Source organism: Nocardia sp. NPDC059764, from assembly GCF_042732555.1.
Taxonomy (GTDB): Bacteria; Actinomycetota; Actinomycetes; order Mycobacteriales; family Mycobacteriaceae; genus Nocardia.
On record NZ_JBHWHH010000119.1, the window covers coordinates 1 to 23,366 of the forward strand.

General features: G+C 67.9%; 21 protein-coding genes and 1 pseudogene. 8 read left to right on the forward strand and 14 right to left on the reverse strand.

The window, feature by feature from the left end; translation table 11 throughout:
* Window positions 1-46: 46 nt before the first annotated feature.
* The 4 genes from ACFV4K_RS24015 to ACFV4K_RS24030 form a co-directional block, all read right to left on the reverse strand.
* Window positions 47-700, reverse strand: a complete 654-nt coding sequence (locus ACFV4K_RS24015; protein WP_379277860.1) for an ammonium transporter — start codon at window positions 698-700, stop codon at window positions 47-49.
* Between the two features lie 148 nt (window positions 701-848).
* Window positions 849-1,613, reverse strand: a complete 765-nt coding sequence (locus ACFV4K_RS24020) for an energy-coupling factor transporter transmembrane component T family protein (RefSeq protein ID WP_379277861.1) — start codon at window positions 1,611-1,613, stop codon at window positions 849-851.
* Window positions 1,610-3,682, reverse strand: a complete 2,073-nt coding sequence (locus ACFV4K_RS24025) for an ABC transporter ATP-binding protein (RefSeq protein ID WP_379277887.1) — start codon at window positions 3,680-3,682, stop codon at window positions 1,610-1,612. Before ACFV4K_RS24025 ends, ACFV4K_RS24020 begins: the two co-directional genes overlap by 4 nt.
* A 235-nt stretch (window positions 3,683-3,917) precedes the next feature.
* Window positions 3,918-5,372: a flavin-containing monooxygenase gene (locus ACFV4K_RS24030; RefSeq protein WP_379277862.1), complete on the reverse strand. Its 1,455-nt coding sequence runs from the start codon at window positions 5,370-5,372 to the stop codon at window positions 3,918-3,920.
* 480 nt (window positions 5,373-5,852) lie between these two features.
* Between ACFV4K_RS24030 and ACFV4K_RS24035 the strand changes: the two genes are divergently transcribed.
* Together ACFV4K_RS24035 and ACFV4K_RS24040 are read left to right on the forward strand one after the other, a co-directional pair.
* Window positions 5,853-6,461 (forward strand): hypothetical protein, encoded by a 609-nt coding sequence (locus ACFV4K_RS24035; protein WP_379277863.1) that lies wholly within the window; start codon window positions 5,853-5,855, stop codon window positions 6,459-6,461.
* Window positions 6,462-6,547: 86 nt separating this feature from the next.
* Entirely contained in the window at window positions 6,548-7,615 is a 1,068-nt protein-coding gene (locus ACFV4K_RS24040) for an AraC family transcriptional regulator (protein WP_379277864.1), read from the forward strand.
* On the opposite strand, the gene ACFV4K_RS24045 is transcribed toward ACFV4K_RS24040, so the two are convergent.
* The 4 genes from ACFV4K_RS24045 to ACFV4K_RS24060 all read right to left on the reverse strand — a co-directional run bounded on the left by ACFV4K_RS24045 (window position 7,596) and on the right by ACFV4K_RS24060 (window position 11,515).
* Window positions 7,596-8,375, reverse strand: a complete 780-nt coding sequence (locus ACFV4K_RS24045; RefSeq protein ID WP_379277865.1) for a metallophosphoesterase — start codon at window positions 8,373-8,375, stop codon at window positions 7,596-7,598. The two genes, ACFV4K_RS24040 and ACFV4K_RS24045, sit on opposite strands and share 20 nt — an antisense overlap.
* A 134-nt stretch (window positions 8,376-8,509) precedes the next feature.
* On the reverse strand, window positions 8,510-9,292 hold the full coding sequence (locus tag ACFV4K_RS24050; protein WP_379277889.1) for an RluA family pseudouridine synthase: 783 nt from the start codon (window positions 9,290-9,292) through the stop codon (window positions 8,510-8,512).
* Window positions 9,293-9,333: 41 nt separating this feature from the next.
* Window positions 9,334-10,692: a wax ester/triacylglycerol synthase family O-acyltransferase gene (locus ACFV4K_RS24055; protein ID WP_379277867.1), complete on the reverse strand. Its 1,359-nt coding sequence runs from the start codon at window positions 10,690-10,692 to the stop codon at window positions 9,334-9,336.
* Window positions 10,693-10,978: 286 nt separating this feature from the next.
* Window positions 10,979-11,515: a hypothetical protein gene (locus ACFV4K_RS24060; protein WP_379277869.1), complete on the reverse strand. Its 537-nt coding sequence runs from the start codon at window positions 11,513-11,515 to the stop codon at window positions 10,979-10,981.
* A gap of 78 nt (window positions 11,516-11,593) precedes the next feature.
* Here ACFV4K_RS24060 and ACFV4K_RS24065 point away from each other — a divergent pair, with 78 nt between their 5' ends.
* On the forward strand, window positions 11,594-12,541 hold the full coding sequence (locus ACFV4K_RS24065; RefSeq protein ID WP_379277871.1) for an LLM class flavin-dependent oxidoreductase: 948 nt from the start codon (window positions 11,594-11,596) through the stop codon (window positions 12,539-12,541).
* Window positions 12,542-12,612: 71 nt separating this feature from the next.
* Here ACFV4K_RS24065 and ACFV4K_RS24070 read toward each other — a convergent pair whose 3' ends face one another.
* On the reverse strand, window positions 12,613-13,014 hold the full coding sequence (locus ACFV4K_RS24070) for a hypothetical protein (protein WP_379277872.1): 402 nt from the start codon (window positions 13,012-13,014) through the stop codon (window positions 12,613-12,615).
* A gap of 251 nt (window positions 13,015-13,265) precedes the next feature.
* Here ACFV4K_RS24070 and ctaD point away from each other — a divergent pair, with 251 nt between their 5' ends.
* Together ctaD and ACFV4K_RS24080 are read left to right on the forward strand one after the other, a co-directional pair.
* The gene (ctaD, locus tag ACFV4K_RS24075; protein WP_379277874.1) at window positions 13,266-15,002 is read left to right on the forward strand and encodes a cytochrome c oxidase subunit I; all 1,737 of its coding nucleotides are present in this window, start codon (window positions 13,266-13,268) and stop codon (window positions 15,000-15,002) included.
* Window positions 15,003-15,260: 258 nt separating this feature from the next.
* On the forward strand, window positions 15,261-16,790 hold the full coding sequence (locus ACFV4K_RS24080) for an AMP-binding protein (protein ID WP_379277876.1): 1,530 nt from the start codon (window positions 15,261-15,263) through the stop codon (window positions 16,788-16,790).
* A gap of 456 nt (window positions 16,791-17,246) precedes the next feature.
* Here ACFV4K_RS24080 and ACFV4K_RS24085 read toward each other — a convergent pair whose 3' ends face one another.
* Both ACFV4K_RS24085 and ACFV4K_RS24090 read right to left on the reverse strand, forming a co-directional pair.
* On the reverse strand, window positions 17,247-18,557 hold the full coding sequence (locus tag ACFV4K_RS24085; protein WP_379277877.1) for an FAD-binding oxidoreductase: 1,311 nt from the start codon (window positions 18,555-18,557) through the stop codon (window positions 17,247-17,249).
* Window positions 18,558-18,593: 36 nt separating this feature from the next.
* A complete protein-coding gene (locus tag ACFV4K_RS24090; protein WP_379277879.1) occupies window positions 18,594-19,490 on the reverse strand; it encodes an alpha/beta fold hydrolase in 897 nt (298 codons plus the stop codon).
* On the opposite strand from ACFV4K_RS24090, the gene ACFV4K_RS24095 reads away from it, so the two are divergent.
* The 3 genes from ACFV4K_RS24095 (at window position 19,473) to ACFV4K_RS24105 (ending at window position 21,353) form a co-directional block, all read left to right on the forward strand.
* Window positions 19,473-19,667, forward strand: a complete 195-nt coding sequence (locus ACFV4K_RS24095; protein ID WP_379277881.1) for a hypothetical protein — start codon at window positions 19,473-19,475, stop codon at window positions 19,665-19,667. The genes ACFV4K_RS24090 and ACFV4K_RS24095 overlap by 18 nt on opposite strands.
* 54 nt (window positions 19,668-19,721) lie before the next feature.
* Window positions 19,722-20,444, forward strand: a complete 723-nt coding sequence (locus ACFV4K_RS24100) for a TetR/AcrR family transcriptional regulator C-terminal domain-containing protein (RefSeq protein WP_379277882.1) — start codon at window positions 19,722-19,724, stop codon at window positions 20,442-20,444.
* Window positions 20,445-20,726: 282 nt separating this feature from the next.
* Window positions 20,727-21,353, forward strand: coding sequence for a hypothetical protein (locus tag ACFV4K_RS24105; RefSeq protein WP_379277884.1), 627 nt, complete (start codon window positions 20,727-20,729; stop codon window positions 21,351-21,353).
* A gap of 102 nt (window positions 21,354-21,455) precedes the next feature.
* On the opposite strand, the pseudogene ACFV4K_RS24110 reads toward ACFV4K_RS24105, so the two are convergent.
* The 3 genes and pseudogenes from ACFV4K_RS24110 to ACFV4K_RS24120 all read right to left on the reverse strand — a co-directional run.
* A pseudogene (locus tag ACFV4K_RS24110) lies at window positions 21,456-21,632 on the reverse strand (nucleoside deaminase); the annotation flags it as partial.
* A complete protein-coding gene (locus ACFV4K_RS24115; protein ID WP_379277885.1) occupies window positions 21,625-22,059 on the reverse strand; it encodes a HEAT repeat domain-containing protein in 435 nt (144 codons plus the stop codon). The gene ACFV4K_RS24115 and the pseudogene ACFV4K_RS24110, both read right to left, overlap by 8 nt.
* 366 nt (window positions 22,060-22,425) lie before the next feature.
* Window positions 22,426-22,989, reverse strand: coding sequence for a hypothetical protein (locus tag ACFV4K_RS24120; RefSeq protein WP_379277886.1), 564 nt, complete (start codon window positions 22,987-22,989; stop codon window positions 22,426-22,428).
* Between the last annotated feature and the right edge of the window lie 377 nt (window positions 22,990-23,366).

The window sequence follows — 23,366 nt, forward strand, 5'->3', positions numbered from 1 at the left end:
CGGGTGCACCGTGCGCTGAGGCGCGGCGCACCCGGCGGCCGGAGCCTTACGCGCCGGGGTTCGCCCACTTGGTGGTGCCGGGCGCCGCGGTCAGCGTGCTGATCAGGTCGACACCCGCGATGACCAAGGCCGGGCCGCCGACCACCAGGGTGCCGATGATCGCGCCGACGGTGGCCGCGACCGGCACCGTCGCGAGGCCGGCGGGACCACCGGCGAACCCGATGAGACCGACGAGTGCGCCGAGGGCCAGGCCGACGAAGCTGCCGATCGCGGTCGCGATGCCGAACTGGCTGGCGAAGGTCTGCATGGCCAGCTGGTTTTCGGTCAGCGACGCCACCGGGCGCAGCACCGGGGTGGCCGCGGCGACATCCTTGACCGCGGTCATGTTCAGGACGGTGCCGTCGTCGCTGACGGTGGCGGGCACCGGGTAGCTCAGACCGTCCTGGGTGAAGGACAGAGGCAGCTCGAGCACGGTCGCACCGGAGGCGTCCTTGATATCGACGGCGCCGCCGGACAGCTCGAAGGTGCCGTCGGTGAGGGTGGTGACGACGGTGTTGCCGACCAGCTGGGTCTGGTAACCGATATCGGGCACCGTGGCGTCGGCGTGGGCCACACCGGCTCCGGTGATGGCGACGGCCGTGACTACCGGCGCGGCGACAGCGGTGATCTTGCGCAGCATCATGGGTCTTCCAATCTTCATCAGGTTTTTGTGGCAACACACGGCTCAGGTTGAAGAATTCCCCCTGGTGTGTCCGCCCTGAGCCCGGTTGCTGTTCAGCAACGCGCTCTACGCGCCTCACGGTAACGCGCGACGCCGACAACCTGGAGAATTTTCGGGCCGCGTCGTCCTATATGACCAGTTCCACGACGATTCCGAGCGCGCACACCAATCCCACCACCAGAAGCGCCACCGCATCGGCGCGTCCCGGCGAGCTGGGCCGGGCGGTCAACTCGCCGGTGCCGCCGCGGGTCGTGATGGCCTCGCCGAGCTCGCCCGCGCGGCGGCTGGAGACGGCCATGCTCGCGGTCAGAATGTCGACGAGCGGATTCTCGGCGGCGCGGTGCAGCAGCGAATCCTTCGGCCGCAGCCGCCGCGCCGCCCGCAGCAGGCGCATCTCCTCGAGCAGCAGCGGCAGGCCGCGCAGCGTCAACGCCACCACCACCGCCCACTCGTCGACGGGCACCGAGTGGCGAACACCGTTGCGGGTCCAGCCGATCCGCTTCAGCGGCGCGCCGAGCCGCGCCAGCGCGGGCGCGATCTCACCCATCGGAGTCGTCCAGGCGACCAGGAACGACGCCCCCAGCAGCAGGAATCCGAACACGACCACCTGCGCGTACCGCAGCAGCGCGGACGACCCGACCGGCGCGTTGATGGCCGCGCCGATCGCGATGCCCAGCCAGAGCAGCCACGGGAAACGCGGCAGCGTGCCCAGCGGCAGGCGGGCCAGCAGGAAGACCGCGATCAGGAAGGCGGCTGCCACCCCGAGCAGCGCCCACGACGGGATGAACATGAGCAGCAGGCTGATCGCGAAGACGGCGATCATCTTGGTGCCGGCCCACAGTCGATGCACGGGGCTGTCGACGGGGACCTCACGAAGGACGACGCTGCTCATCGGAGACCTCCGGTGAAGTCGTGCGCGTACTGCGCTGCGGCGGTGGTGTTCTCGACGAGTCGGCCGTCGCGCAGGTGGACGGTGCGGTCGCAGACGGCGGCCATATCCGCCACGTCGTGCGAGATGACGATCAGGGTCAGACCCGAATCACGCAGGCGGGCAAGCAGGTCCACCACTCCCGCACGGCCTTCGGGGTCCAGTCCGGCGAGCGGCTCGTCGAGCACCACGACGTGCGGGTGGCTGGCCACGATGGCCGCCAGCACCACGCGTTTCGCCTGGCCGCCGCTGAGTTCCTCGATCGATCGGGTGGCCAGGCTCCGGTCCAGGCCGACCTCGTCCAGTGCGCGGGCCACCGCGTAACTGCCGCGGCCACCCCAGTCCTCGATCTCCTCGCCCACGTCCTGACGCTGCATCTGCAGGCGGGAATGCTGGAAAGCCAACTGCACGGCCCCGATTCGCTTGTGTACCGGGCGGGTCGTGCCCATGGGTTCGCGCAGGGTGCAGGTGCCCGAGGTGGGCACGGTCAGCCCGGCCATGATCCACGCGAGTGTCGATTTGCCGGACCCGTTGCCGCCCACGATGAGCAGGGCCTCGCCCCGCCGGACGCTGAGGTCGACATCGTGCACGGCGGGCGCTTCCCACGGGGTGCCGCGGTTGTACGTGTGGCCGACTCCGGTCAATTCGAGAACAGGCTCACCCATCGGCCGACGCCGCGGGTCGCCGGCCGGACGCGGCCAGGCGGGCAGGTGCGCGACCGAGCGGCCCTGTTCGAGATGGATCACGCGGTCGGCCGCGGCCGCGTCCGCTTCGTGGTGGGTCACCAGCACGACGGCCATGGGGTGGCGGCGCGGCAGCCGGGCCAGCAGTGCGACCAGGTCGCGGCGGCCTTCGGGGTCGATCATGGAGGTCGCCTCGTCGGCGATGAGCAGGGTGGGCTGCCGGGCCAGGGCGGCGGCGACGGCGAGTCGCTGCTGCTGGCCGCCGGACAGGGTCGCGGTCTCGCGCCCGCCCATGCCGGTCAATCCGACCTCGGCGAGCAGTCCGTCGATGTCCACGGCCGCCGCGTCCGCGGTGGGCAGACCCCACACCACGTCGTCCGCGACGAGCACACCCAGGGTCTGACTCTCGGGTCGCTGCAACACCATCGCGGTGCCGCCGCGCACGCCGAGGCCCGCCGCGCCCGGGCGGGTCACCGTTCCGGAGGTCGGCGGACGGCCCGCGAGAATCCTGGTGAGCGTGGACTTTCCGGACCCGTTGTGCCCGACCACCGCGACGAATTCGCCGACGTCAACGGTCAGATCGATCCCGTGTAGGGCGTCCGTGGGCGCTCCCCGATAGCGGAAGGTGACGCCGCGCAAGGTCACCGGCAGCGGGGCGACCGGTCGCGGATCGTCCGGTGCGTCGAGCAGGCTGTCCCGGCCTGGCAGCCAGGCCAGGCGATCCAGCACCCGCCCGAGTACGAACCAGGAGAACACGCCGCTGACCAGCATCGCCGCGATGATGCCGCCGCCCACGAAAGCCCACCACCAGTGCAGAATGGTGCCGGTATAACCGGCGATGGCCTCGCCGATCGGCTTCAGTGAATCCTGCTTCGCCGCAAGGCTTTCCAGCCCATCGGTGGCGTTCCGAATATTGTCGAACACCAGGTCCCGCGACCGCGAGAAGGCCAGCAGCATGCCAACCGTGAGTGCCGCCATCACGGACCCGGCCATGGCCGACAACGCCACCACCGCGGGCAGCCCCCCGCGCCGCCGCTTCACCGTCCCGATGATGCCGCCGATGACGGCGACGCCGACCAGGTTCTCCGCGGGCAGCAGACCCGCCGCCACGAACGTCACCAGCGTGCCCGCGATGGTGGTCGCCAGCTGCGCCCGGAATCGATGCCGGTGCGCGAGCAGCCCCATGGGCACGGCGGCCACCAACTGCAGCACCGCCGCGAACGGCACCAGCGACCCGAGGGTCACAAGCCCCACCGTGGCCCCGCCCAGCACGGCTCCGGCCGCCAGCTCGATGGGCCGCAACGCCCCGTGCGGCAGCGTCGGCCCCGCGGTTCTTCCGGCCTGCGCCACGCCGACGGGCTCGGCCAGGCCGCCGCGAATCCGGTACGAATCGGTCACGTCTACCAGTCTGCCGTGTCCGGGCCCCGACCCCCGCAGACCTCTCAACATCTCCACAGAGTCCGGGCACAAGCCCCACAACCAGGAGGGGGCGTCGGCGGACCTGGAGACAGGACATGGGGTCTACATAGATGTCGAATTGTTCGGCGGCGGGGGTCGCGCTGGTGATGGCCGGTGGGTTGCCGGGCTAGGAACCGATCTGGGTGAAGGTGTAGTCGGGTAGGTGGAGGTCGCGGGTGCGGCGGCGGTAGCTGCGGGTGGTGCCGGGCCAGTTGTTGGTGATCCGGCCGGAGGCGGTGCGGTACCAGCTGGTGCAGAAGTTCCAAGGGGTGCGCGCCAGGCGGTGCTGGAGGGCGTCGTTGTAGGCGCGTTCGGGGTCGGGGCGGACTTCGAGGTAGGTGCGGGGGCGTTCGCCGAGGAGTTGCAGGGCGCGGCGGATGTAGTGGGTCTGGGATTCGATCATGTAGATGATGGAGCCGACGCCGAGGTTGGTGTTGGGGCCGTAGACCAGGAACAGGTTGGGGAATTCGGGGACGGTGATGCCGAGGTAGGCGTGTGCGCCGCCGTCCCAGGCGTCCTCCAGGTTGCGGCCGCCGCGGCCGCGAATCTTCATGGGCCACAGGAATTCCGTGCCCTTGAAGCCGGTGCCGTAGATGATGACGTCGGCCTCGTGCAGTGCGCCGTCGGCGGTGCGGATGCCTTCGGGGACGATCTCACTGATGGCGGTGGTCTCCACGGTGACATTGGGTTCGCACAGAGCCGGGTAGTAGTCGTTGGAGAACAGCGCGCGTTTGCAGCCGATCGGGAAGTCGGGGGTGAGTTTGGCGCGCAGCCCCGGATCGGTGACCTGCTCCTCGAGGTGCTTCTCCGCGATCCGGGACACGAACCGCGCGATTCCGGGGAACTCGACCAGGCCCAGCGACAGGAATTCGGCCAGCAGCCACCACGAAAGCCGTTCGGCCACCGGCATTCCCGGCACCGCGATCAGCACCCGCTGATGCACCGGCTTGTAGTCGGTGTCGAACTTGGGCAGCACCCAGGCCGCGGTGCGCTGGAACACCGTCAGGTGCGCGGCCTGCGGCTGGATCTGGGGAACGTACTGGATGGCACTGGCCCCGGTCCCGATGCAGGCCACCCGCTTGCCGGCCAACTTCACGTCGTGATCCCACTGCGCCGAGTGGAAGGACTCCCCGGCGAACCGTTCGACCCCGGGTATCGGCGGCATGGCCGGTCGCGACAGCTGCCCGACCGCCGAGATCAGCACGTCGGCGGTCCGGGCCACCCCGTCGGCGGTGCGCACCGTCCACTGCCCGGCCATCTCGTCGAATTCCGCCTCGGTGACGTCGGCCCCGAACACGATGTGCTCGCGCAGCCCGTGCCGATCGGCGATCCCGCGCATGTACTCCCAGATGTCCTCGCGCGTCGAATACCGCTGCCGCCACCTCGGTTTAGGTTCGTGCGCGAAGGAGTAGAGCGGTGACGGCACATCGCAGGCCGCCCCGGGGTAGGTGTTCTCCCGCCACACGCCGCCCAGGTCCGCGGCCCGCTCCAGAATGGTGAATTCCCGGAAGCCATTGCGTTGCAGCTCGATCGCCATGCCGAGCCCGCCGAACCCCGCGCCGATGATGATGACCTTCGGCATTGTGGTGCTCCTCACATCGAAGACTCTCTTCTCAGGGTAGGAGCGACGCCTGGCTTCGGTGGCCGACCGGGGCGAGATTTTTCGCCAACATGCTGGGACGGCGGCGGGTCGCCCTGCGCTGCCGTCGATCGTTGGGGCTTGGGCGGAGTTCCGTCGGATTCGGCAAACCCCGGGACTCGGACGGCATCGGTGGATACGATGGCTGGCGGCAGGTCGCGGTCATCAGGGGTGGTGGCAAGGGGGCGTCAAGTTGGGGGATCAGTGGCCCGCGAAGAAGGCCAGAGTGGTGGCCGCGATCATCGAGCGACACTGCGGGCAGGCACTCCGTCAACGTGGGTCGCATCGGGTGTACCAGGGGAAGAATGGACGATTCACCTTCGCGTTTCATGATGGAGTAGAGATCAACGGCAACATCGTGAGACGTATTCTGGTGGTTGACGTCGGTCTGTCCGATTCTGAGGCTCGGAATGAGGTGGGAATGTGAGTCCACAGACAGTCGTGTTCCGCTTCTGCCCGGGTGGCGGGCCGAAGTGGCAGTACTACTCGATGCCGGAGAGCGTTCTGGGGGGTGCGGAGACTCTCTCGGACGCCAAGCGTGATTACCGCGAAGCCCTCGCATTCATGCTGGAAGTCGAACCGGATGCACTCCCGGAGATCCGCGAGCATACCGAGCGCCCCATCGTTCCGGGCGTCTACCTCCGCACGGCACTCGACGAGCATTACGCAGATCGCGCCGAGGCATTCGATGTGTTGGTGCCAGGATTCGGACTCGAGCACACGGCTGAGGTTCGGAAGCTGTTCTCCCACACCACCGCAAGCGGTGACGTCGTTGCCGTGGTGTGCGAGCCGACCGACGATGTCGGCTTTCTCCTCGAACAGATCACCCCACACGATGCGGTCTGGATGGTGCTGAACGGGCCGGGACTGGTGGCCTGGCGTGCGATCGGTGGTGTACTCGCGGCGAATCCGACAGATGTGGATGCCAGGAGTCTCACTGACCTCGGCGTACGGAGCGTCACCTCGGTGATGGATTTCGTCACCACGTTGGGCCTGAACCGTCAGCGGTATGCGGTCGCGGTCGGTGTTTGATGCCGCATTCGTAGCCGCCGGCTCGCGGCGTTGTCGGTTGTTTCTGTTGGCGAACCGTGATCGAGAATTTCGGCCATAATCAGGCTATGGGCACGGTGCAGGAGGCGGGAATCCGGGATTGGGACTTCCCACGCGGCGTGGCGAGTGTCGCGCTCATGGTCGGTTTCGCTCGCGAACACGGGGTCCCGGCGGCGCGCATGCTGCAGGGCAGCGGGCTGAGCGAGCGGCAGCTGGCCAACCCGGACGAGCAGATCGACGCGCACACCGAGCTGGCGGTGATCCGGAATCTGGTGCGTGAGCTGGGCGCGCGCCCGAACCTCGGGCTGGAGGTGGGCCGGCGGTATCGCATCACCACGTTCGGCATCTTCGGTTTCGCCTGTGTCAGCAGCCCCACCCTGGGGGAGGCCATCGCCTTCGCCCTGCGCTACCTGGAGTTGAGCTTCACCTTTTGTATCCCGGCGGCCCGCTGGCGGCCCGGCGAGTTCGTGGCCCGGATCCACGACGAGGGCGTGCCCGCCGATGTCCGCCGTTTCCTGGTGGAGCGCGATGTCACCGCCATGCACCAGATGATGTCGGATCTCACCGGCAACCGGATCCACCTGCTGCGCGCCGACTTCGACTTCCCGGCCCCCGGCAGCCTCGACATGTACACCGAGATCTACGGCGTGACACCAACTTTCGAGGCCGAGCACAACCTGTTCACCATGGATCCGGCGGTCCTGGAACAGCCGCTGCCGCAGGCCAACGAGCACACCTGGGCCATGTGCCTGGCGCAGTGCCGCGAGCTGGTGTCGCGTCGCCGCGCCCGCACCGGCATCGCCGCGGAGGTGCGGGAGCGGCTGGTGCCGCGCGGCGGACACGACGGTTTCGCCGTGCCGCCCGGAATCGACTCGGTGGCACGGGATCTGAACATGAGCACCCGCACCCTGCGCCGCCACCTGGACGCGGCGGGCACCAGCTACCGCCAGCTGCTGGACGAGGTGCGGCGCGCGCTGGCGGAGGAGATGCTCACCGCCACACCGCTGTCGGTCAGCGATGTGGCGATCCGGCTCGGCTACGCGGAGGCGTCGACCTTCATCCACGCCTTCAAACGCTGGACCGGCACCACCCCGTCGGCGTACCGGCGCGGCGCGGTCAGTCCAGCGGTTCGCTGAGCCAGCCGCCCATGGCGATGGGCCGGAACATGGACAGCAGCCGGCCGTCCTCGATGGAGTGGAAGATGATCGACGGGTCGGGCGCGAAGTCGATCGGCACGTGTCCCGGTGCGGCCGTTTCCCATTCGCAGCCGATGGTGGTGGACACGCTCGGCGCGACGATCAGCGGTTTGCCCGCGAACTGGGTCATCAGCCCGGCGTGCACGTGGCCGGTGAGCACCGCGGCGATCCGGTCGTCGCCGGCCACGATCTCGGCCAGCCGTTCCGGATTGGTGAGCCGGATCGGGTCGACCACGGTGGACCGCACCGGCACCGGCGGATGGTGCATGGCGATCAGCACGGTCTGGTCGGCGGGGGCGGCGGCGAGCAGGTCGGTGAGGAAGTCGTAGGTCTCGTCCTCGAGCAGGCCCTCCGGTTTGCCGGGGATGCTGGAGTCGAGCAGCGCCAGGGTGACGCCGTCGACGCGGTAGGACTGGTTGATCGGGTCGGTGCCCTCGGTGCCGGGGAACAGGACGTTGCGCATATTGCCGCGGTCGTCGTGATTGCCGGGCAGGATCAGCACGGGCAGATCGGCGGTCAGCGCGGCGCGGGCCTGCTGGTATTCCCCCGGCTCGCCCTCGTCGGCGATGTCGCCGGTGACGATGATGGCGTCGGGTCGCCGCGGCAGCTCGGCCAGGAAGGCCATCACCCGTTCGGCGCGTTCGACATTGCGTGCGCCCATATTGAAGTGGGTGTCACTGAGCTGAGCGAGCAGAACCATCGGCGTTCGCTTTCTGTCATGGGTCGCAGCATTGCGCCCGGCTGTGCCGCCGCACCGCAGCACCCCATTCAGGCTAATTGACCTGCCCGGATGTGGTCGTGGTGAGACCCGCCACCCAATATAGCGAACGCAAATCAGTCACCCGGTGATGTGGTGCGGGCCATGAGTTCGCTTGCGCTGCTCAGCAGTTGCCGAGGGTCGTCCACCACGGCGGTGTCGCCGACGCGCCAGAAGTCCGCGCCCGGCTCGGCTTCCAGCTCCAGACGGCCCGACGGCCGCCAGGACGCGTCCAGCGACAGCCGCCAGGAGTGCAGGTGGGTGCGCGGGAACGTGCCGGACCTGTCGAAGAGCGGGTCGCCGGCGATGGCGTGGCCGATCCAGGCCAGGTGGACGCGAATCTGGTGCCGCCGCCCGGTGATCGGGCGCAGTGCCAGGACGGTGCTGTCCGCGCCGCGGGCCAGCGTGGTGAATTCGGTGACCGACGGATAATTCTTGCCCGCCAGCACATCCTGGTCGTCGACGCGCCAGGTGTCGCCGTCGCGGCGGATGCTCTCGCGGGGCGCGGCGATGCGCACCCGGTTCTTGCGGCCCACGCTCAACGGCAGGTCGATGACGCCGCGGTCGGGGAGCCCGGTGGACGCGGTGACGGCCAGGTACGCCTTCTCCACGGTCCGCTTGTTGAACTGGCGGGTGAGCTGCCCGTGCGCGGGCAGCTCCCTGGCCAGCAGCACCAGGCCCGAGGTGACCTTGTCGATGCGGTGCACCGGGTAGAGCGTCTCGCCCTGCGCGGCGGCCATTTCCACGATGTCGGTGTCGTGGCGTTCACCGGTGACGGAGATCCCGGCGGGCTTGTTCAACGCCAGCACCGCCTCGTCCTCGAGGAGCAGGCATTCTTTCCGCAGTTCGGGCCACGACATCACCCGCTCCAGCGTAGCGAGGGCCAACTCCCGGGTCCGCTTCAGGCGACCGCTGTTTCCAGCTCGGCCAGTCCGTTCTCCAGATGGTCGATCATGCGATCGAGGTCCGGCACCGTGCGGCGGCAGCCGACCAGACCGAAATCGAGGTTGTCGCCATTGGTGGTGAGCGTGATGTTCATGGCCTGCGATTCGAAGGGAATCGAGAGCGGATAGTTGGCGTCCAGCCGCGCGCCCTGCAGGTAGACCGGCTTGCGCGGTCCCGGCACATTCGAGATCACCAGGTTGAACGGCATGCGCGGCAACGCCTCGAAACCGGGTAGCAGGGAGACGCCCAGCGGCGTCATCAGCGCGGCCGACAGCAGCATCGCCTCCAGCTTCGGCAACTGCGTGAACACCTGCTTGGCGTCGCGCATGGAGGTGCGGATCTGTTCGAGCCGCTCCACCGGGTCGGCGAGGTGGGTGCCGAGGTTCGCCAGGCAGGCCGCGACCATATTGCCCTCGGAGGTGTCGGCCTCGGCGGCATTGCGGATATTGACCGGGACCATGGCGATCAACGGCTCGTCGGGCAGCGCGTCCCGCTCGAGCAGGTAGGCGCGCAGCGCGGCGGAGCTCATGGCCAGTACCACGTCGTTGACGGTGGCGCCGGTGGCCTGACGGACGTCGTTGATCCGTTCCAGCGGCCAGGACCGCACGGCGATGCGCCGGGCCCCGCCGATGGAGGTGTTGAGCAGGGTGCGCGGCGCGGTCATGGGCAGGGTGAGCCGCCCGTCGAGGGCGCCCCGCAACGGCGCGGCGATCGACCCGCTCGCGCGCAGCAGCCGGGGCACCGCCTTCCGCGCCTGGGCCCACGGGCTGTCGGGTTCGGCGCTGTCGTCGCGCGGCACCGGCGGGGTGCCCCACGGGACGGCGATCCGGGTGTCGAGCGGGTCGTCGGTGAGGGTGCGCTGCAGCAGCCGCATGGCCGAGACGCCGTCGATGAGGGCGTGGTGCATCTTCATGTAGAGCGCGAAGCGGCCGTCGCTCAGGCCCTCGATGAGGCGGCCCTCCCACAGGGGCCGGTGCCGGTCCAGCAGGATGCCGTGCAGACGCTCGGTGAGATCCAGCAGATCACTCATGCCGCCGGGCGCGGGCAGCGCGGATCGGCGCAGGTGGTAGCCGAGATCCACGGTGTCGGCGTGCGACCAGGCGAGGCTGGAGAAGCCGCCCAGCAGCCGGCTGGGTTTGCGGCGGAAGCGGGTGCGGACCTGGGTGCTCGCGGCCATGGCCTCGAACAGTTCGTGGGTGTAGTCGGGGCCCGCGTCGGCGGGCGGCTCGAACAGCTGGAGACCACCCACGTGCATGGGGTGCTCGCGGGATTCGATGGCCAGGAAGATCGCGTCGAGTGGATTGAGAAGGTCCATGGGAGCCGCCTTTGCCGGGTGGGCACAACTGCCCCGAGCGGATACGGTGCGGCGACGCTGCCCCCCGCTGCGTTAACAGAAAATCAGGCTATCACTGTCTGTGATTCGGCTCTCGTTGAGTCTTTGAGCAAACCTACGGCATCGTGTTCCGTCCGGGCCGCGAAGGACATGGCGACGGTGGTTCGGCGGCCGTGCGCGAACGGGTGCACGCGATGCAGGGTGGTGTCGGTGCGGAGCAGGTAGAGATCGCCGGGGCCGAGCTCCCAGGAGTGGATCGGATTGCGCGTCAGGATCCGGTGCACGTCGGTGTCGTAGGGGTCGGGCAGGCGTGCGCCACCGTCTGCACGAAGCCGCCCTCTGCCAGCGGCGGACATTCCACCACCAGAACCAGCGTGAAAGCGTAAGCATCCCAATGCCATCGGCCGAGCGCGTCGTCGTGCTGGCGGCGGCTGACGTGGAAGCGCTCGGGTTCGGGGCAGGGCAGCACGGGTTCGGCCGTGATCGCGGACAGGCTGTGCCGCAAGGGTTCACAGTCGTAGAGCTGGGGGATGCAGGCGGTGTGGGCCGCGACGTCGGTGCCGGTCAAGTCCACTTGCTGGCGGGCCAGGCCCTCGCCCGTGGGGAGCAGGTCGCCCCACTGCCGGTGGTGGTCGAGCAGTGCGAGGGTCTCGGCCGCGAGCACGCGTTTGACCCGGTGCGGGAGCAGGAAGCTCAGCTTGGCGATTCCGGTCTCGGCCAACCGTTTTCGCGCGTGGGCCAGAGCCGAGGGGTCGACTTCCCTCAGGTGCCGCCGAGCCGTATCGACCGTGTTGTGAACCCGCATCGCGCCCGCCCTTTCGGATTCGATTGTATTGCGTTGTCCGGCAACGACTGTGGAGTTGGGTTTCCGCTCGATCACGATATGGAACGAATACCCCCGCTGGACGCGCCGAATCGGCCCGATATCGCCCGCACCCCCGGCCCGCGCGGTAGCTTGATAATTGCTATGGCGGATTACGGGCATGAGCTCAGGTTCGGCATCTTCGTCCCGCCCGATGCGGCGCGCGGGCGTGCCCTGCTGCGCCTGGTCCGGCAGGCCGACGACTCCGGGCTGGAAGTGCTGGCCGTCCAGGATCATCCGTATCAGCCCGCCTTCCTCGACACCTGGACCCTGCTGTCCTATCTGGCCGGCGTCACCCGCACCCTGACCCTGATGCCCGCGGTCGCCAATCTGCCGCTGCGCCCGCCCGCAGTGCTGGCCCGCAGCGCCGCCAGCCTGGACCTGCTCAGCGGGGGCCGCGTCGAACTGGGTCTGGGCGCGGGCGCGTTCTGGGACGCCATCGAGGCCATGGGCGGCGCGCGCCGCACCCCGGGCCAGGCCCTGAGCGCGCTGCGCGAGGCCATCGGTGTGCTGCGCGCGCTCTGGGGCGAGGCCGACCGCTCCCGCCTCCCCGGCGACTTCTACCCGCTGCGCGGCGCGAAACCCGGCCCGCTCCCGGCACATCCGATCGGCATCTGGCTCGGCGTCTACGGCCCCCGCGCGCTCCGCCTGACCGGTGAACTCGCCGACGGCTGGCTCGGCAGCGCCGCGTACGCCCCGCCCGTCACCCTCCCGGCCCGCATGGCCGCCATCGACGACGCCGCCCGATCATCCGGCCGTATCCCCGCCCTGATCCGCCGCGCCTACGTCATCGACCCCACCATGAGCCCGCCCCAGCTCACCGACCTGGCCCTGACCCAGGGCATCAGTCAGTTCCTGCTCCCCGTCGACCCCGAAGGCGAGCGCCCCACCCAGCATTTCGCGGCCGAGACCGCACCCGCGGTTCGAGCGGCGGTCGCCGCGGCGCGCGCGGGGCACCCGCCTCTTTAGGGGTGCGGGGCAGAGCCCCGCGAATCTCGAGGGGGTTCGGGGGCGAAGCCCCTGAGAGTTCCGAGAGTTGATCAGGCCCCGAAGAAGTGGTGGTGCATGATCTGGCGGATCGGGGAGAGCAGCCCGTCGAAGGCGACGCGGTCCGACTTCACAGTGTGCAGGCTGGTGTCGCCGCGCTGGGGGTCCTCGCAGATCACCCGTAGTCGTTTGCCGCCGCGATACGCCGCGCCGAGGGTGAGGTCCACCGTCCCGTCGGTCCCGACGACCCCCCACGGCCCGCTCACGTCGTGTCCCGCGATCTGGCACTTGTTGTTCGGCTTCTCGCCGGTGACGTGCGCGGTCACCTCGCCGCGCCCCTGGATGACTGCCCGGGGTTCGCCGTTGGCGGTGGTGGCCGACCCCACGGCGAGCAGGAGGCCGAGGCTGCCGACCACGGTGACGGTGAGTACGCGGTTGCGCAGCGATCGAGACATAACACTGATATTGGACCGCGCCATATGAGCTTTTGATGATGTCGAGGCGTGAATCGCTGGTGAACAACATGCCAAACCTGAGTGGCGGCCGCTGTGAGCATCACGGTTGCCATGCAGTATCTTGCATTTCGATCGCTATTCGTGCCGACCGGAGTGTTTTCGGCGAAGATCTAATAGCTGTCGGTACGCTGTGCGCCGTTCTATGTGCCCCGATTGGTAGAGCTGGACGGAACCCTCCCGAGGAGGATGTGGTGACTGCGGTATCTCCAAAGCCCGAACAGGACCTCGAGGCGGTCCGGCCCTACCCGCCCCGGAAGCGCTCCAAAGGATCGTTCATCTATCAATTGGTCACCACGACCGACCCCAAGATGCTCGGTCAGATGTACTTGTTCACGTCGATCTCGTTCTTCCTGATCGGCGGTCTGATGGCGCTGCTCATGCGCGGTGAGCTGGCGCGGCCCGGCATGCAGTTCCTCTCCCCGGAACAGTTCAATCAGCTGTTCACCATGCACGGCACCATCATGCTGCTGTTCTACGCCACCGCCGTGGTGTTCGCCTTCGCGAATATCATTGTGCCGCTACAGATCGGCGCGCCCGATGTCGCCTTCCCGCGACTGAACGCGCTGAGCTACTGGCTGTACCTGTTCGGCGCGTCCATGGCGACCGCCGGCTTCGTCACCCCAGGAGGCGCGGCCGACTTCGGCTGGACCGCCTACACCCCGCTCTCGGACATCGTGCACGCCCCGGGCGTCGGCGCGGACCTGTGGATTCTGGGCGTCGGCGTCTCCGGTCTGGGCACCATCCTGGGTGGCGTCAACTTCCTCACCACCGTGATCTGCCTGCGCTGCCCGGGCATGACCATGTTCCGGATGCCGATCTTCACCTGGAACATCACGATCACCGCCCTGCTGATACTGCTGGTGTTCCCGATCCTGACCGCGGCGGCGCTGGCCCTGTTCTATGACCGGCACCTGGGCGGGCACATCTACGACCCGGCCACTGGCGGCAATATGCTGTGGCAGCACCTGTTCTGGTACTTCGGCCACCCCGAGGTGTACATCATCGCGCTGCCGTTCTTCGGCATCGTCTCGGAGATCTTCCCGGTCTTCAGTCGTAAGCCGATCTTCGGCTACACCACCCTGGTGTACGCGACGATCGCCATCGCGGCGCTCTCGATCGCGGTGTGGGCGCACCACATGTACGCCACGGGTGCCGTGTTGTTGCCGTACTTCTCGTTCATGACCTTCCTCATCGCGGTCCCGACCGGTGTGAAGTTCTTCAACTGGATCGGCACCATGTGGCGCGGCCAGCTCACCTTCGAGACACCCATGCTGTGGTCGATCGGCTTCATCGTGACGTTCCTCTTCGGCGGCCTGTCGGGCGTCATTCTGGCGAGCCCGCCGCTGGACTTCCATGTCTCCGACACCTATTTCGTGGTGGCGCACTTCCACTACGTCCTCTTCGGCACCATCGCCTTCGCGACCTTCGCGGGCATCTACTTCTGGTTCCCGAAGATGACCGGCCGCATGCTCGACGAGCGTCTGGGCAAGTGGCACTTCTGGACCACGTTCATCGGCTTCCACCTGACGTTCCTGGTGCAGCACTGGCTGGGCAATATGGGTATGCCGCGCCGCTACGCCGACTACCTGCCGAGCGACGGTTTCACCACGCTGAACACCGTCTCCACCATCGGCTCGTTCATTCTCGGCGCGTCGATGGTGCCGTTCGTCTGGAACGTCTTCAAGTCCTACCGCTACGGCGAGGTCGTGACCGTGGACGACCCGTGGGGCTACGGCAACTCGCTCGAATGGGCGACGTCCTGCCCGCCGCCCCGGCACAACTTCTACGAGCTGCCCCGAATCCGTTCGGAGCGACCGGCTTTCGAGCTGCACTACCCGCACATGGTCGAGCGGATGCGCGCGGAGGCCCATGTGGGCTGGGGTTCGGGCCAGCACGCGGTGCATGAGACCGAGAAGGCCTCCACCTAGCTTCCCACACGTCGAACGCGGCGGTCGTCTCCGGACGGCCGCCGCGTTCGCGTGTCGGGGCCGGGGCTGGATCACGGCATCGGGCGCCGGCGCGGCCGCGGCCTGATCGGATGTCCATATAACGCCTGATCGTGCGTCCATTTGCGGCACGAAAGGAATAGCAGCGGACTTGCTGCCTCGGTGCTGTACTGTCCGCAGCGGGAGCGCGAAACCGCCGCGCTCCGGCGCAATCCGCAGGTCTCGACTTCGGGAGGGACAATGCTCGCCGATTCTCCGGATGTTTGCGATGCCGCACCGGCTTTCGCCCGTCGCACCGCCGAGTCCATCGACTCGCCCTACGACTGGCAACGGCGACTACGGCGCTGGAACGACACCAGCACGGCCGTCGCGCTGACCCTGCCCCGCCTGCTGACCCGGGCCGCCTCCTACGATCCGGAGGCCCCGGCCGTGGTGTGCGGGGGCCTGACGCTCAGCTATCGCGAACTGGACGCGCACGCGAACAGATTGGCGCGCAAGCTGATCGGTGCGGGCATCGGCCCCGAGGACGTGGTGGCGGTGGCGCTGCCGCGGTCGCCGGAATGGGTGGTGGCGGTGTGCGCGGTGGCCCACGCCGGGGCCGCCTTCCTCGCGGTCGACCCGGACGCGCCGATCACCCGGATCGCCCCGATCCTCGCGGATTCCGGTGCGGTCGTGGGGATTACGGCCGATTACCGGCGGGACTCGCTACCCGCGTTGGGCGCCGGTCCGTGGCTGAGCATCGCCCCGATCACCTCCTCGGACGGGGACGGTGAGGACGCGCTGGACGTGCTCGACGCGCGGGCCCGGGAACTGGTGGCCGAGGGCGCCGACGCGCCGCTGCGCCGGACCAGCGGGGAGAGCGCGCCCGGCCCGGCCGGGGTGTGGGCGGCTCGGCTCGCGGACCCGATCACCGATGCCGAGCGGGTCCGCCTGTTGCACCTGCGGAATCCCGCCTACGTCGTCTACCCGCTCGAATCCAGCGGTGTGGTGCGGGGCGCGACCATGACCCACGCCGCGCTCGCCCATCTCGTGGTGACCCAGGCGCAGCGCTGCGACACCGATCCCGACGCCCGGGTGCTGGCCGCCGCCACCCCGGGTCGTGACACCGCCATCTGGGAACTGTTGCTGGCCTTGGCCTCCGGGGCCACCCTGGTGCTCGCTCCGGCCGGGCCGTACGCGGGTGCGGACCTGTACGAACTCATGCGGGACGCCCGGATCACCCACGCCGTGCTGACCCCGTACATCCTCGCCACCCTGCCCGGCGCGGAACCGCTCCCGGACCTGCGGCTGCTGGCCACCACGGGTGCGGCCTGCCCCGCCAAGCTGACCGGAATCTGGTCGGCCGGACGGTCGTTCGTGAGCGGCTACGGCTGGGCCGAGACCGGCCTGCACGCCACCGTGAGCCGCCCCCTGACCCCCGTCGCGCCGCACGTGGCGGTCTCGATCGGCGGCCCGGTGGTCGGCACCCGCTGCTACATCCTGGACGAGAAGCTGAACCCGCTCCCGCCCGGCGTGATCGGCGAAATCTATGTCGCCGGTGTGGGATTGGCCCGCGGCTACCACCGCCGCCCCGCCCCCACCGGTGAGCGCCTGGTCGCCGACCCATTCGGCGATCCGGGCGACCGCATGTTCCGGACGGGCGAGATCGGCTGCTGGCGTGGCGACGGCGAACTCGACCACCACGGTCGCCTCGGCATGCTCCCCATCGGCCAACTGGTCGGCTACGGCGACGCCACCGTCCTCAACAACACGGCCGCCGTCTGGCGCTGACGGCGGTCCCGGACGTCTCGATCGAAAAGAGATGCCGCGCCGCTAATTTCGCCGCGCGGCAGCTGCAGCCTGAGCGCGGCGGCATACGCTCATGGCTCCGTACCGCGCTAACCGGTCAGCGCCGGTGCCGGGCGGCCGGAACCTGGTGCGGTGCAGACCGTCCGCTCATGCCGATGTTGTGTCGATCGCTTCACTGGTTATGCGGGGAGTCCGCTCTGTTGTCCAGGTCCCACCGCACCTCCACCGCCGAGCGGATCCAGCAGCATTTCGACACGATTGTTGGACAGCGTGGTTGTGTTCGCAGTCGACTCCAGCTGTCGATGTTCGATGCCACGTTCAGCGATGTGTGAAGACTCTTCAGCGAAGGGCGGAGCGCTCCGCATGGCCGATACCGTGCTCGTGACTGTCGCCTGGTTCCGGCAACATGTCGAACGTACGGACACAGAACCTTCGCTGTCAGCTGAGGACTGGGAAGCTGGCGCGAATGACGTTGTGCGGATCGCGGTTTCGTTTGATCTCCCGCAGCCGTGCCAGAGTTGCCGGATCGAAGGCTGCCGCAGCGGACTCTCCGGGGGCGAGGAAGGTGTAGGGCTTGGCGCCGGTGATGCTCGTGCCGAGCGCTTCGATGATCTCCTGGAATCGGTTGTCGACGGCGCCTCGCAGGTGCGGCAACCCGAGCCCGAGCAGGTAGAGCGCGTACGGTTCGGTGACCGCGCCGCGCGCGCCGCTGTGGGCCGGTTCCTGTGCGAGCGCGCCGCCGAGTCCTCGGATCTGGATGTTGAGCAGGGGTGCGGTGGGTGCGTCGATGAGGGTTTTCACCACCGTGTCGCCGAGTTCGGTGAGCAGTTCGCCGCGCGAGAGAGAGGGGCTGGGTTCGGTGGGTTCGGCAGTGATCTTGCCGATCTCGGCGGGGCTGAGCTCGCCGCGGGTATCAGCGAGGTGGCCGTCGATCGTGTCGAGTCGGCGGGTGAGGTGTCGGCCCTCGGCGGGATCGCCGAGGTAGGCGAAGTCGAGGGCGACAGTCGGTGCGGCGCCGGGAATCTGGTAGCGCTGCAACCAGATCGACAGCTCGGCGGGTGCGGTGGCGGTGAGCTCGGTGAACAGGTCGAAGACCGCACGGGTGCGCTCGGCTGACCACATGACCCGCCCGCCGTAGAGTCGAGGCAGGGCGACCAGGTCGAATTCCAGGCCGGTGACGATCCCGAAATCGCCGCCGCCACCGCGCAATGCCCAGAACAGGTCCGGATCGGTATCGGCGGTGACGCGCTGGGGATGCCCGGCCGCATCGACGATCTCGAAGGTGCGCACCGCATTCGATGCCCAGCCGTATTTGCGGGCGAACCAGCCGAAACCGCCGCCGAGCGTGTAGCCGGTGACACCCACGACCGGGTTGCTGCCCGAGAGCCCCGCGAGGCCGTGGGCGGCGGCCGCGGCTTGCACCTGTCCCCACCGCACGCCGCTGCCGACGCGCGCCACCCGCTGTTCGGGGTCGATGTCGATGCGGTCGAAGTGCGTGGTGCGCACGAGGATCGCACCGTCGATGTCTCCGGTCGCACCGTGGCCGGTGGGCTGGGTGACCACGGCCCGACCGGTGCGGCGGGTATAGTCGAGCACCGCCGCGATGTCGGGCGCGTCGGCGACCTCGACGACAGCGGCAACTGACTGCGCGACAGCCGTGTTCCACGGCTGCGCAGCCTGCTCGAAGCCAGGGTCGCCCGGCAGGATCACACCGCCGCGGACGGTGGTGCGCAGGTTCTCGATGGACATTCTCAATCCTCGTTCTTCTTGTCGTGCCGGATTTGTTCAGTCGTTCGACGATGTATGGGCAGCCGGGGTGACGTGTGCCGTGATCACGGGGCGGACGTGGGTCTGCAAGAGATCCAAGAAGCGATCGGGCCGACGGAAGGCCGCGAAGTGGCTGGCGTCTTCGATGAGCGCGAAATTCTTCACCGGGGCGGTGACGTCGTCGAAGAACCGCTCGGCCGACGATGCCGGGGTGATGACGTCGAGTGCACCCTGGAACAGGAAGAACGGGATCGCGAAGTCGGTGCCCTCGGCCCATTCGTCGATCGTGACCGATTGCGGGGCAAGGCATTCGGAGAAACTCATGGCCTTGACGTAGGTACGGACTTCGCCGAGGGAGTGTAGCGGCGAGGTCAGCAGCGACCCCATCACGACCTTCTTGACGGTGTCGAAGGTCAGCGGATCGGAGCCGACGGTGTGCTTGTTGAACTGCGACCAGTCCGCGGTCGTCCATGCCGACCGGTCGCTGGTCATGGCGGTAATGGCTGCGAGGTCCTTGTTCTTGCCGCTGTTTTCGAGCCGTTCGAGCAACCGTCTGTAGGCGGTGTGGTCGCGGCCGCCGCCGTTGATGTTCTGGTCGGTGCCGACATAGGCGGAAAACAGTTCGGGGTGGCGACGGGCTAGACGCAGGGCGATGAAGGAGCCGAAGGAGCAGCCCACCAGGACAACCTTGTCGACGCCGAGCCGGGCCCGCACATGCTCGGTCACCTCCACACCGTCGCGCTCGAGTTGAGCCAGGCTCATCTCCCCCTGGCCGGAGGGGCCAGTGTGGCCGAATGTCTTACCGGCGCCACGCATATCCCAGCGGACCACGGTGAAGTGGCGCTCCCACTCGCGGGTGCGGGCGGCGTAGATGAGGTTGGAAGCGCCTGGGCCGCCGTGGAGTTCGAGCAGCACCGGGTTGTCGCGATGCTCGCCGCGGATCGAGATCCACTGGTCGATCCCGCCGATGCGGACGAAGCCGGTTTCGTCGACACCGTCCGGGGTGGTGATGCGCAGCCGCTGCGCGTGCTTCGTGCCCGGGATCCGCATGATGATTTCCCATCTGTTTATGCCATAAACAACTATGTTTAAGGTATAAACAAGGGAGTTGTTCTGTCAACCACGACCACAGGAGGGCAACCGGTCATGACCCGAAGCGTCGAGAGCAAGGCCCGTGATCCGCGGACCATTGCCGCGCTGCTCTGGGACGAGCCGCTACGTGGACCCAAAACAGGCCTGACCGTCCAAGGAATCACCGCGGCGGCCGTCGCGCGCGCCGATGTCGACGGCCTGGAGGCCGTCTCGATGAACAAGGTGGCCGCCACGTTCGGCGCCTCCGGGATGGCCCTCTACCGCCACATTCCCGGCAAGACGGCGCTCGTCGAATTGATGGTCGAGGCCGTATTGGCGGTCGAACCCGCGCTTCCCGAAACCGACGAGGACTGGCGCACCCGACTTCTCGCCTGGGCCCGTCAGCTGCTGGAGATCTATCGAGCGCATCCGTGGCTGCTCGCCGCGACCGCGATGCGCCGCCAGCTCTTCGGCCCGAACCAACTCCGTTGGATGGACACGGCATTGGCGGTGATCGAATCCACCGGCCTCGGCCCAGCCGAGCGACATCAGGTGCTCCTGCTCATCGCCGGGCATGTCCGCAATCTCGCACAGCAACACGTCGACTTCGACGCCGACCATGCCCACGAATGGCAGCAGCTCACCGGCGAACTCGTCACCCGCCACGCCGAACGCTTCCCCGCGCTGGCGAGAACGCTCGCCGAGACCACGGCCGAAATCGATCCCCTCGAGTTCGGTCTGGACCGCATCTTCGACGGCGTCCAAACACTCGTCGCCGAGAGCGAAACGACTGCTTGATCTTTCCGGCGTCTCAGTACGGACCAGATCCCGGCCGACCGGGCATCCCCGAGCGCTAGTCTCAGGCAGTCTGAGTTCTGTTGGAAGAAACGCACTATTCTGCCGCATACCGCGCTGACCGAACCTGCCAACGCGGGGCGCCGGCGGCCGGATCCCGGTGCGGTGCAGAACGTCCGCTACTGCCGATTTCCGGAAAGGTTCAGGCGGAGTGCACAACCAGCGCCGTCCCAGTCATCGCGTTATTCGTTAGTTTCGGACCACTCTGGAGCGCACGATACGTTCATGGGCGTCGATATCTTCCCAGCCATCGCGCAATGGGACCGACTGGCTGAAACGCTGAACAGTGATGGGATGGACGGGATCTGGGAGCTGTTCTGGGCCATCCCGTCAGGTGAGGAACTGGGTGAGACGTACGACCACAGGGTTCGATTCCTGTGGCCGCCGTCGGATACTGCACCGTGGTACGGCGAATGCACCTTCCGCGGACTGGCATCCACCGGTTCGTGGGACCTTCACTGGGCACTCTCCGAGGTCTGGGACGAGATGAACGGACACTCCGATCTGCCCACTGACCTGGCCGCACAGGTCGACCGGTTCATCGCCCGACTGGTCAGGCACAGACACGGCGACCCAGTCGAGCAAAAGATCTCGCCGGGACTGCCTATGGAGAGGATCGACGTTCGTCATTTGCGCACGGCGTGTTCACCGTCCGAGGTTGCCGAGTTGGCTCGGGTATGGGGCCGATGTGCCGATCGGCTCGAGGAACTCCGACCTGCATTGACAGCGGAGGTCATCGCACGCTGGCCGTGGATCGCCGACTTCGACCAGCTAGCCATGTTGCTCCAGGATTGGGGGGAGATCGTCACGGAGGCTGACCGCAGAGGATGGGGGTTGTTCTACCTCAACTAGTAACCGGCCAGCCAGGCCGTTCGGAGCCAGTTCTAGGCCTGCGGCGACACGCGCTGTAATGCCGCGACCCGCGCGTTCGGGACAGCCACGGCGCCCGCCGGCTCAGACGGTCGGGACACCGGCCACTCGGCGCTCACCGCCGTTGCGGGCCTGCCATTCCCGGTACATGTCGACGGCATCCGTGCGCTCCGCGTAGCGCATGGGCAGCCGGCGGTCCTGCCAGGGTTCGAATGCGTCGTAGAAAGTGGCCAGTTCGAAGTACTTCCGGCCGTCAACGTAGAGACCGGCGCAAGAATAGGTTGAGCGCGGCAGACACGTTGCCACGAACGAGTTCTTCGGGTTCGGCGTCCAGCACCGCACGCATTGGCTCGACGCTGCTTTCGGCGCCTGGCAGGTCGAACACCGCGCAGCCCGCGGCGTTGCGAACGTCCCAGTCGTCGTCTTCTTGGACGAGTCGGAACAGCGACTCCCGGCACTGGTCGGCGAGGGCCGGCTCGGCGAAGTCCAGCAACGGAATCGCCCGGATCGCCTCGACCCGGACCAGGTCGTCCTCGACGACGTCCTTCGCGGTCGCGAGCAGGAACGGTCCCAGCACCGGCGAATCTTCTGCGGTGGGCGCCAGCAGCCGCAACCTCTGGAAACGGTCATCAGCATTCATCTGGCCGAAACAGTCGACCAGTTGGCGGGCTGTCAACTCGGCAGGCATGGCCTGACCATATCGAAGACGGCCGGCCTGGGAACCGAGAACCCGGCCCTCCGTCACGTGACCTGTCGCGGATCTTGAACTTCCTTGCGGTCCGCTCAGCCCTTCCCGGCCGTTCGCCCGCGCGTTGGGCGACCGTCCAAATCCTGTGGCCGACAAGGTTTCTCGACACGCGATCATGCGGTCCGACACGCACCAGCTCACTGGGCAAGCTCTGGGGTGCCCGAAGGTACGCAGATCCGGTAGCCGCCCGAACGCACTACATTGCCGCATACCGCGCTGACCGAACCGGCCAGCGCGGGCGCCGGCGGTCGGAACCTGGTGCGGTGCAGAACGTCCGCTACTGCCGAGTTCAGGGCATTGGCCGGATCAGCTACAGGCTAGTAGCAACTCGAAGGCACTGTGCAGGTCTGACTCGTCGAAGATCTGAAGTTCGTCGCCCGGTCCGGTGTGATGCCAGACGACGTAATGGGCGGCCAGATACCGCAAATCTCCCCAGGGCTCCTGCGCGTGGACTCGCGCCAGCACCCGACCGCATCGCACGCATTCGAGCCATGGGACGACAAGCAGACCCGCCAGGGCAGGGTCCGCAATACCGACCTGGGCCGGGTCGACCGGTGTCGAGCGATCATCCGGCAGCAAACGGATGGAATCCTCGTCACCGGAATCCCTGACACACGAGATGATTTCGTCGTGGCGGGCCAGCCGTTCACCCCATTGCTCGGCTAGTACTTCGATCTCTGCGCGTGTTCGGTCGCTGAGGGGCACCTGGTGCTCGAGTAGCCGCTGCGTCAGCATCCACAGCCCGGCCTCCTGATGGCCACTCTCCCGGCAGTCGCGGAAACTGTCGGCGTCCTCGATCGAGGGCAGCAGCGCGGCCAATCGTTCCCAAAGGTCAACTTCGTATGCCTCGTAACGGCTATCGCTACCCACCGTCGCGACCCTACTGGACAGAATTCGAGCACGAGCCGACCAGCTCAGGCCTCGTCGTTGCCCAACGGGCAAACGCACTCATCTGCCGCATACCGCGCTGACCGAACCGGCCAGCGAGAGGCGCCGACGGCCGGAACCCGATGCAGCGCAGAATGTCCGCTACTGGCGATGAGCGAGTGTCGCCGGTCTTCGTTGGAGGCCAGCCGGCAACTGCCTCTGCCACTCTCTGCGCAGTCGTCAACGACGAAGACGTGAAAACCACCGTCGGCGAGGCACTCGGGGACCGACCTCGCTGATCGCCTGTGCACCCCTGGTCGACTCGACCCCCGGCTTCGGGATACGGAAAACGCCTCCGCTGGTTGCCATCTGACGTTCCT

Bases quoted from the DNA above. Each gene is read 5' to 3' on its own strand.
- ACFV4K_RS24015 (WP_379277860.1), bottom strand. From the start codon at position 700: ATGAAGATTGGAAGACCCATGATGCTGCGCAAGATCACCGCTGTCGCC.
- ACFV4K_RS24020 (WP_379277861.1), bottom strand. From the start codon at position 1,613: ATGAGCAGCGTCGTCCTTCGTGAGGTCCCCGTCGACAGCCCCGTGCAT.
- ACFV4K_RS24030 (WP_379277862.1), bottom strand. From the start codon at position 5,372: ATGCCGAAGGTCATCATCATCGGCGCGGGGTTCGGCGGGCTCGGCATG.
- ACFV4K_RS24040 (WP_379277864.1), top strand. From the start codon at position 6,548: ATGGGCACGGTGCAGGAGGCGGGAATCCGGGATTGGGACTTCCCACGC.
- ACFV4K_RS24045 (WP_379277865.1), bottom strand. From the start codon at position 8,375: ATGGTTCTGCTCGCTCAGCTCAGTGACACCCACTTCAATATGGGCGCA.
- ACFV4K_RS24050 (WP_379277889.1), bottom strand. From the start codon at position 9,292: ATGTCGTGGCCCGAACTGCGGAAAGAATGCCTGCTCCTCGAGGACGAG.
- ACFV4K_RS24055 (WP_379277867.1), bottom strand. From the start codon at position 10,692: ATGGACCTTCTCAATCCACTCGACGCGATCTTCCTGGCCATCGAATCC.
- ACFV4K_RS24060 (WP_379277869.1), bottom strand. From the start codon at position 11,515: ATGCGGGTTCACAACACGGTCGATACGGCTCGGCGGCACCTGAGGGAA.
- ACFV4K_RS24065 (WP_379277871.1), top strand. From the start codon at position 11,594: ATGGAACGAATACCCCCGCTGGACGCGCCGAATCGGCCCGATATCGCC.
- ACFV4K_RS24070 (WP_379277872.1), bottom strand. From the start codon at position 13,014: ATGTCTCGATCGCTGCGCAACCGCGTACTCACCGTCACCGTGGTCGGC.
- ACFV4K_RS24080 (WP_379277876.1), top strand. From the start codon at position 15,261: ATGCTCGCCGATTCTCCGGATGTTTGCGATGCCGCACCGGCTTTCGCC.
- ACFV4K_RS24085 (WP_379277877.1), bottom strand. From the start codon at position 18,557: ATGTCCATCGAGAACCTGCGCACCACCGTCCGCGGCGGTGTGATCCTG.
- ACFV4K_RS24100 (WP_379277882.1), top strand. From the start codon at position 19,722: ATGACCCGAAGCGTCGAGAGCAAGGCCCGTGATCCGCGGACCATTGCC.
- ACFV4K_RS24105 (WP_379277884.1), top strand. From the start codon at position 20,727: ATGGGCGTCGATATCTTCCCAGCCATCGCGCAATGGGACCGACTGGCT.
- ACFV4K_RS24115 (WP_379277885.1), bottom strand. From the start codon at position 22,059: ATGCCTGCCGAGTTGACAGCCCGCCAACTGGTCGACTGTTTCGGCCAG.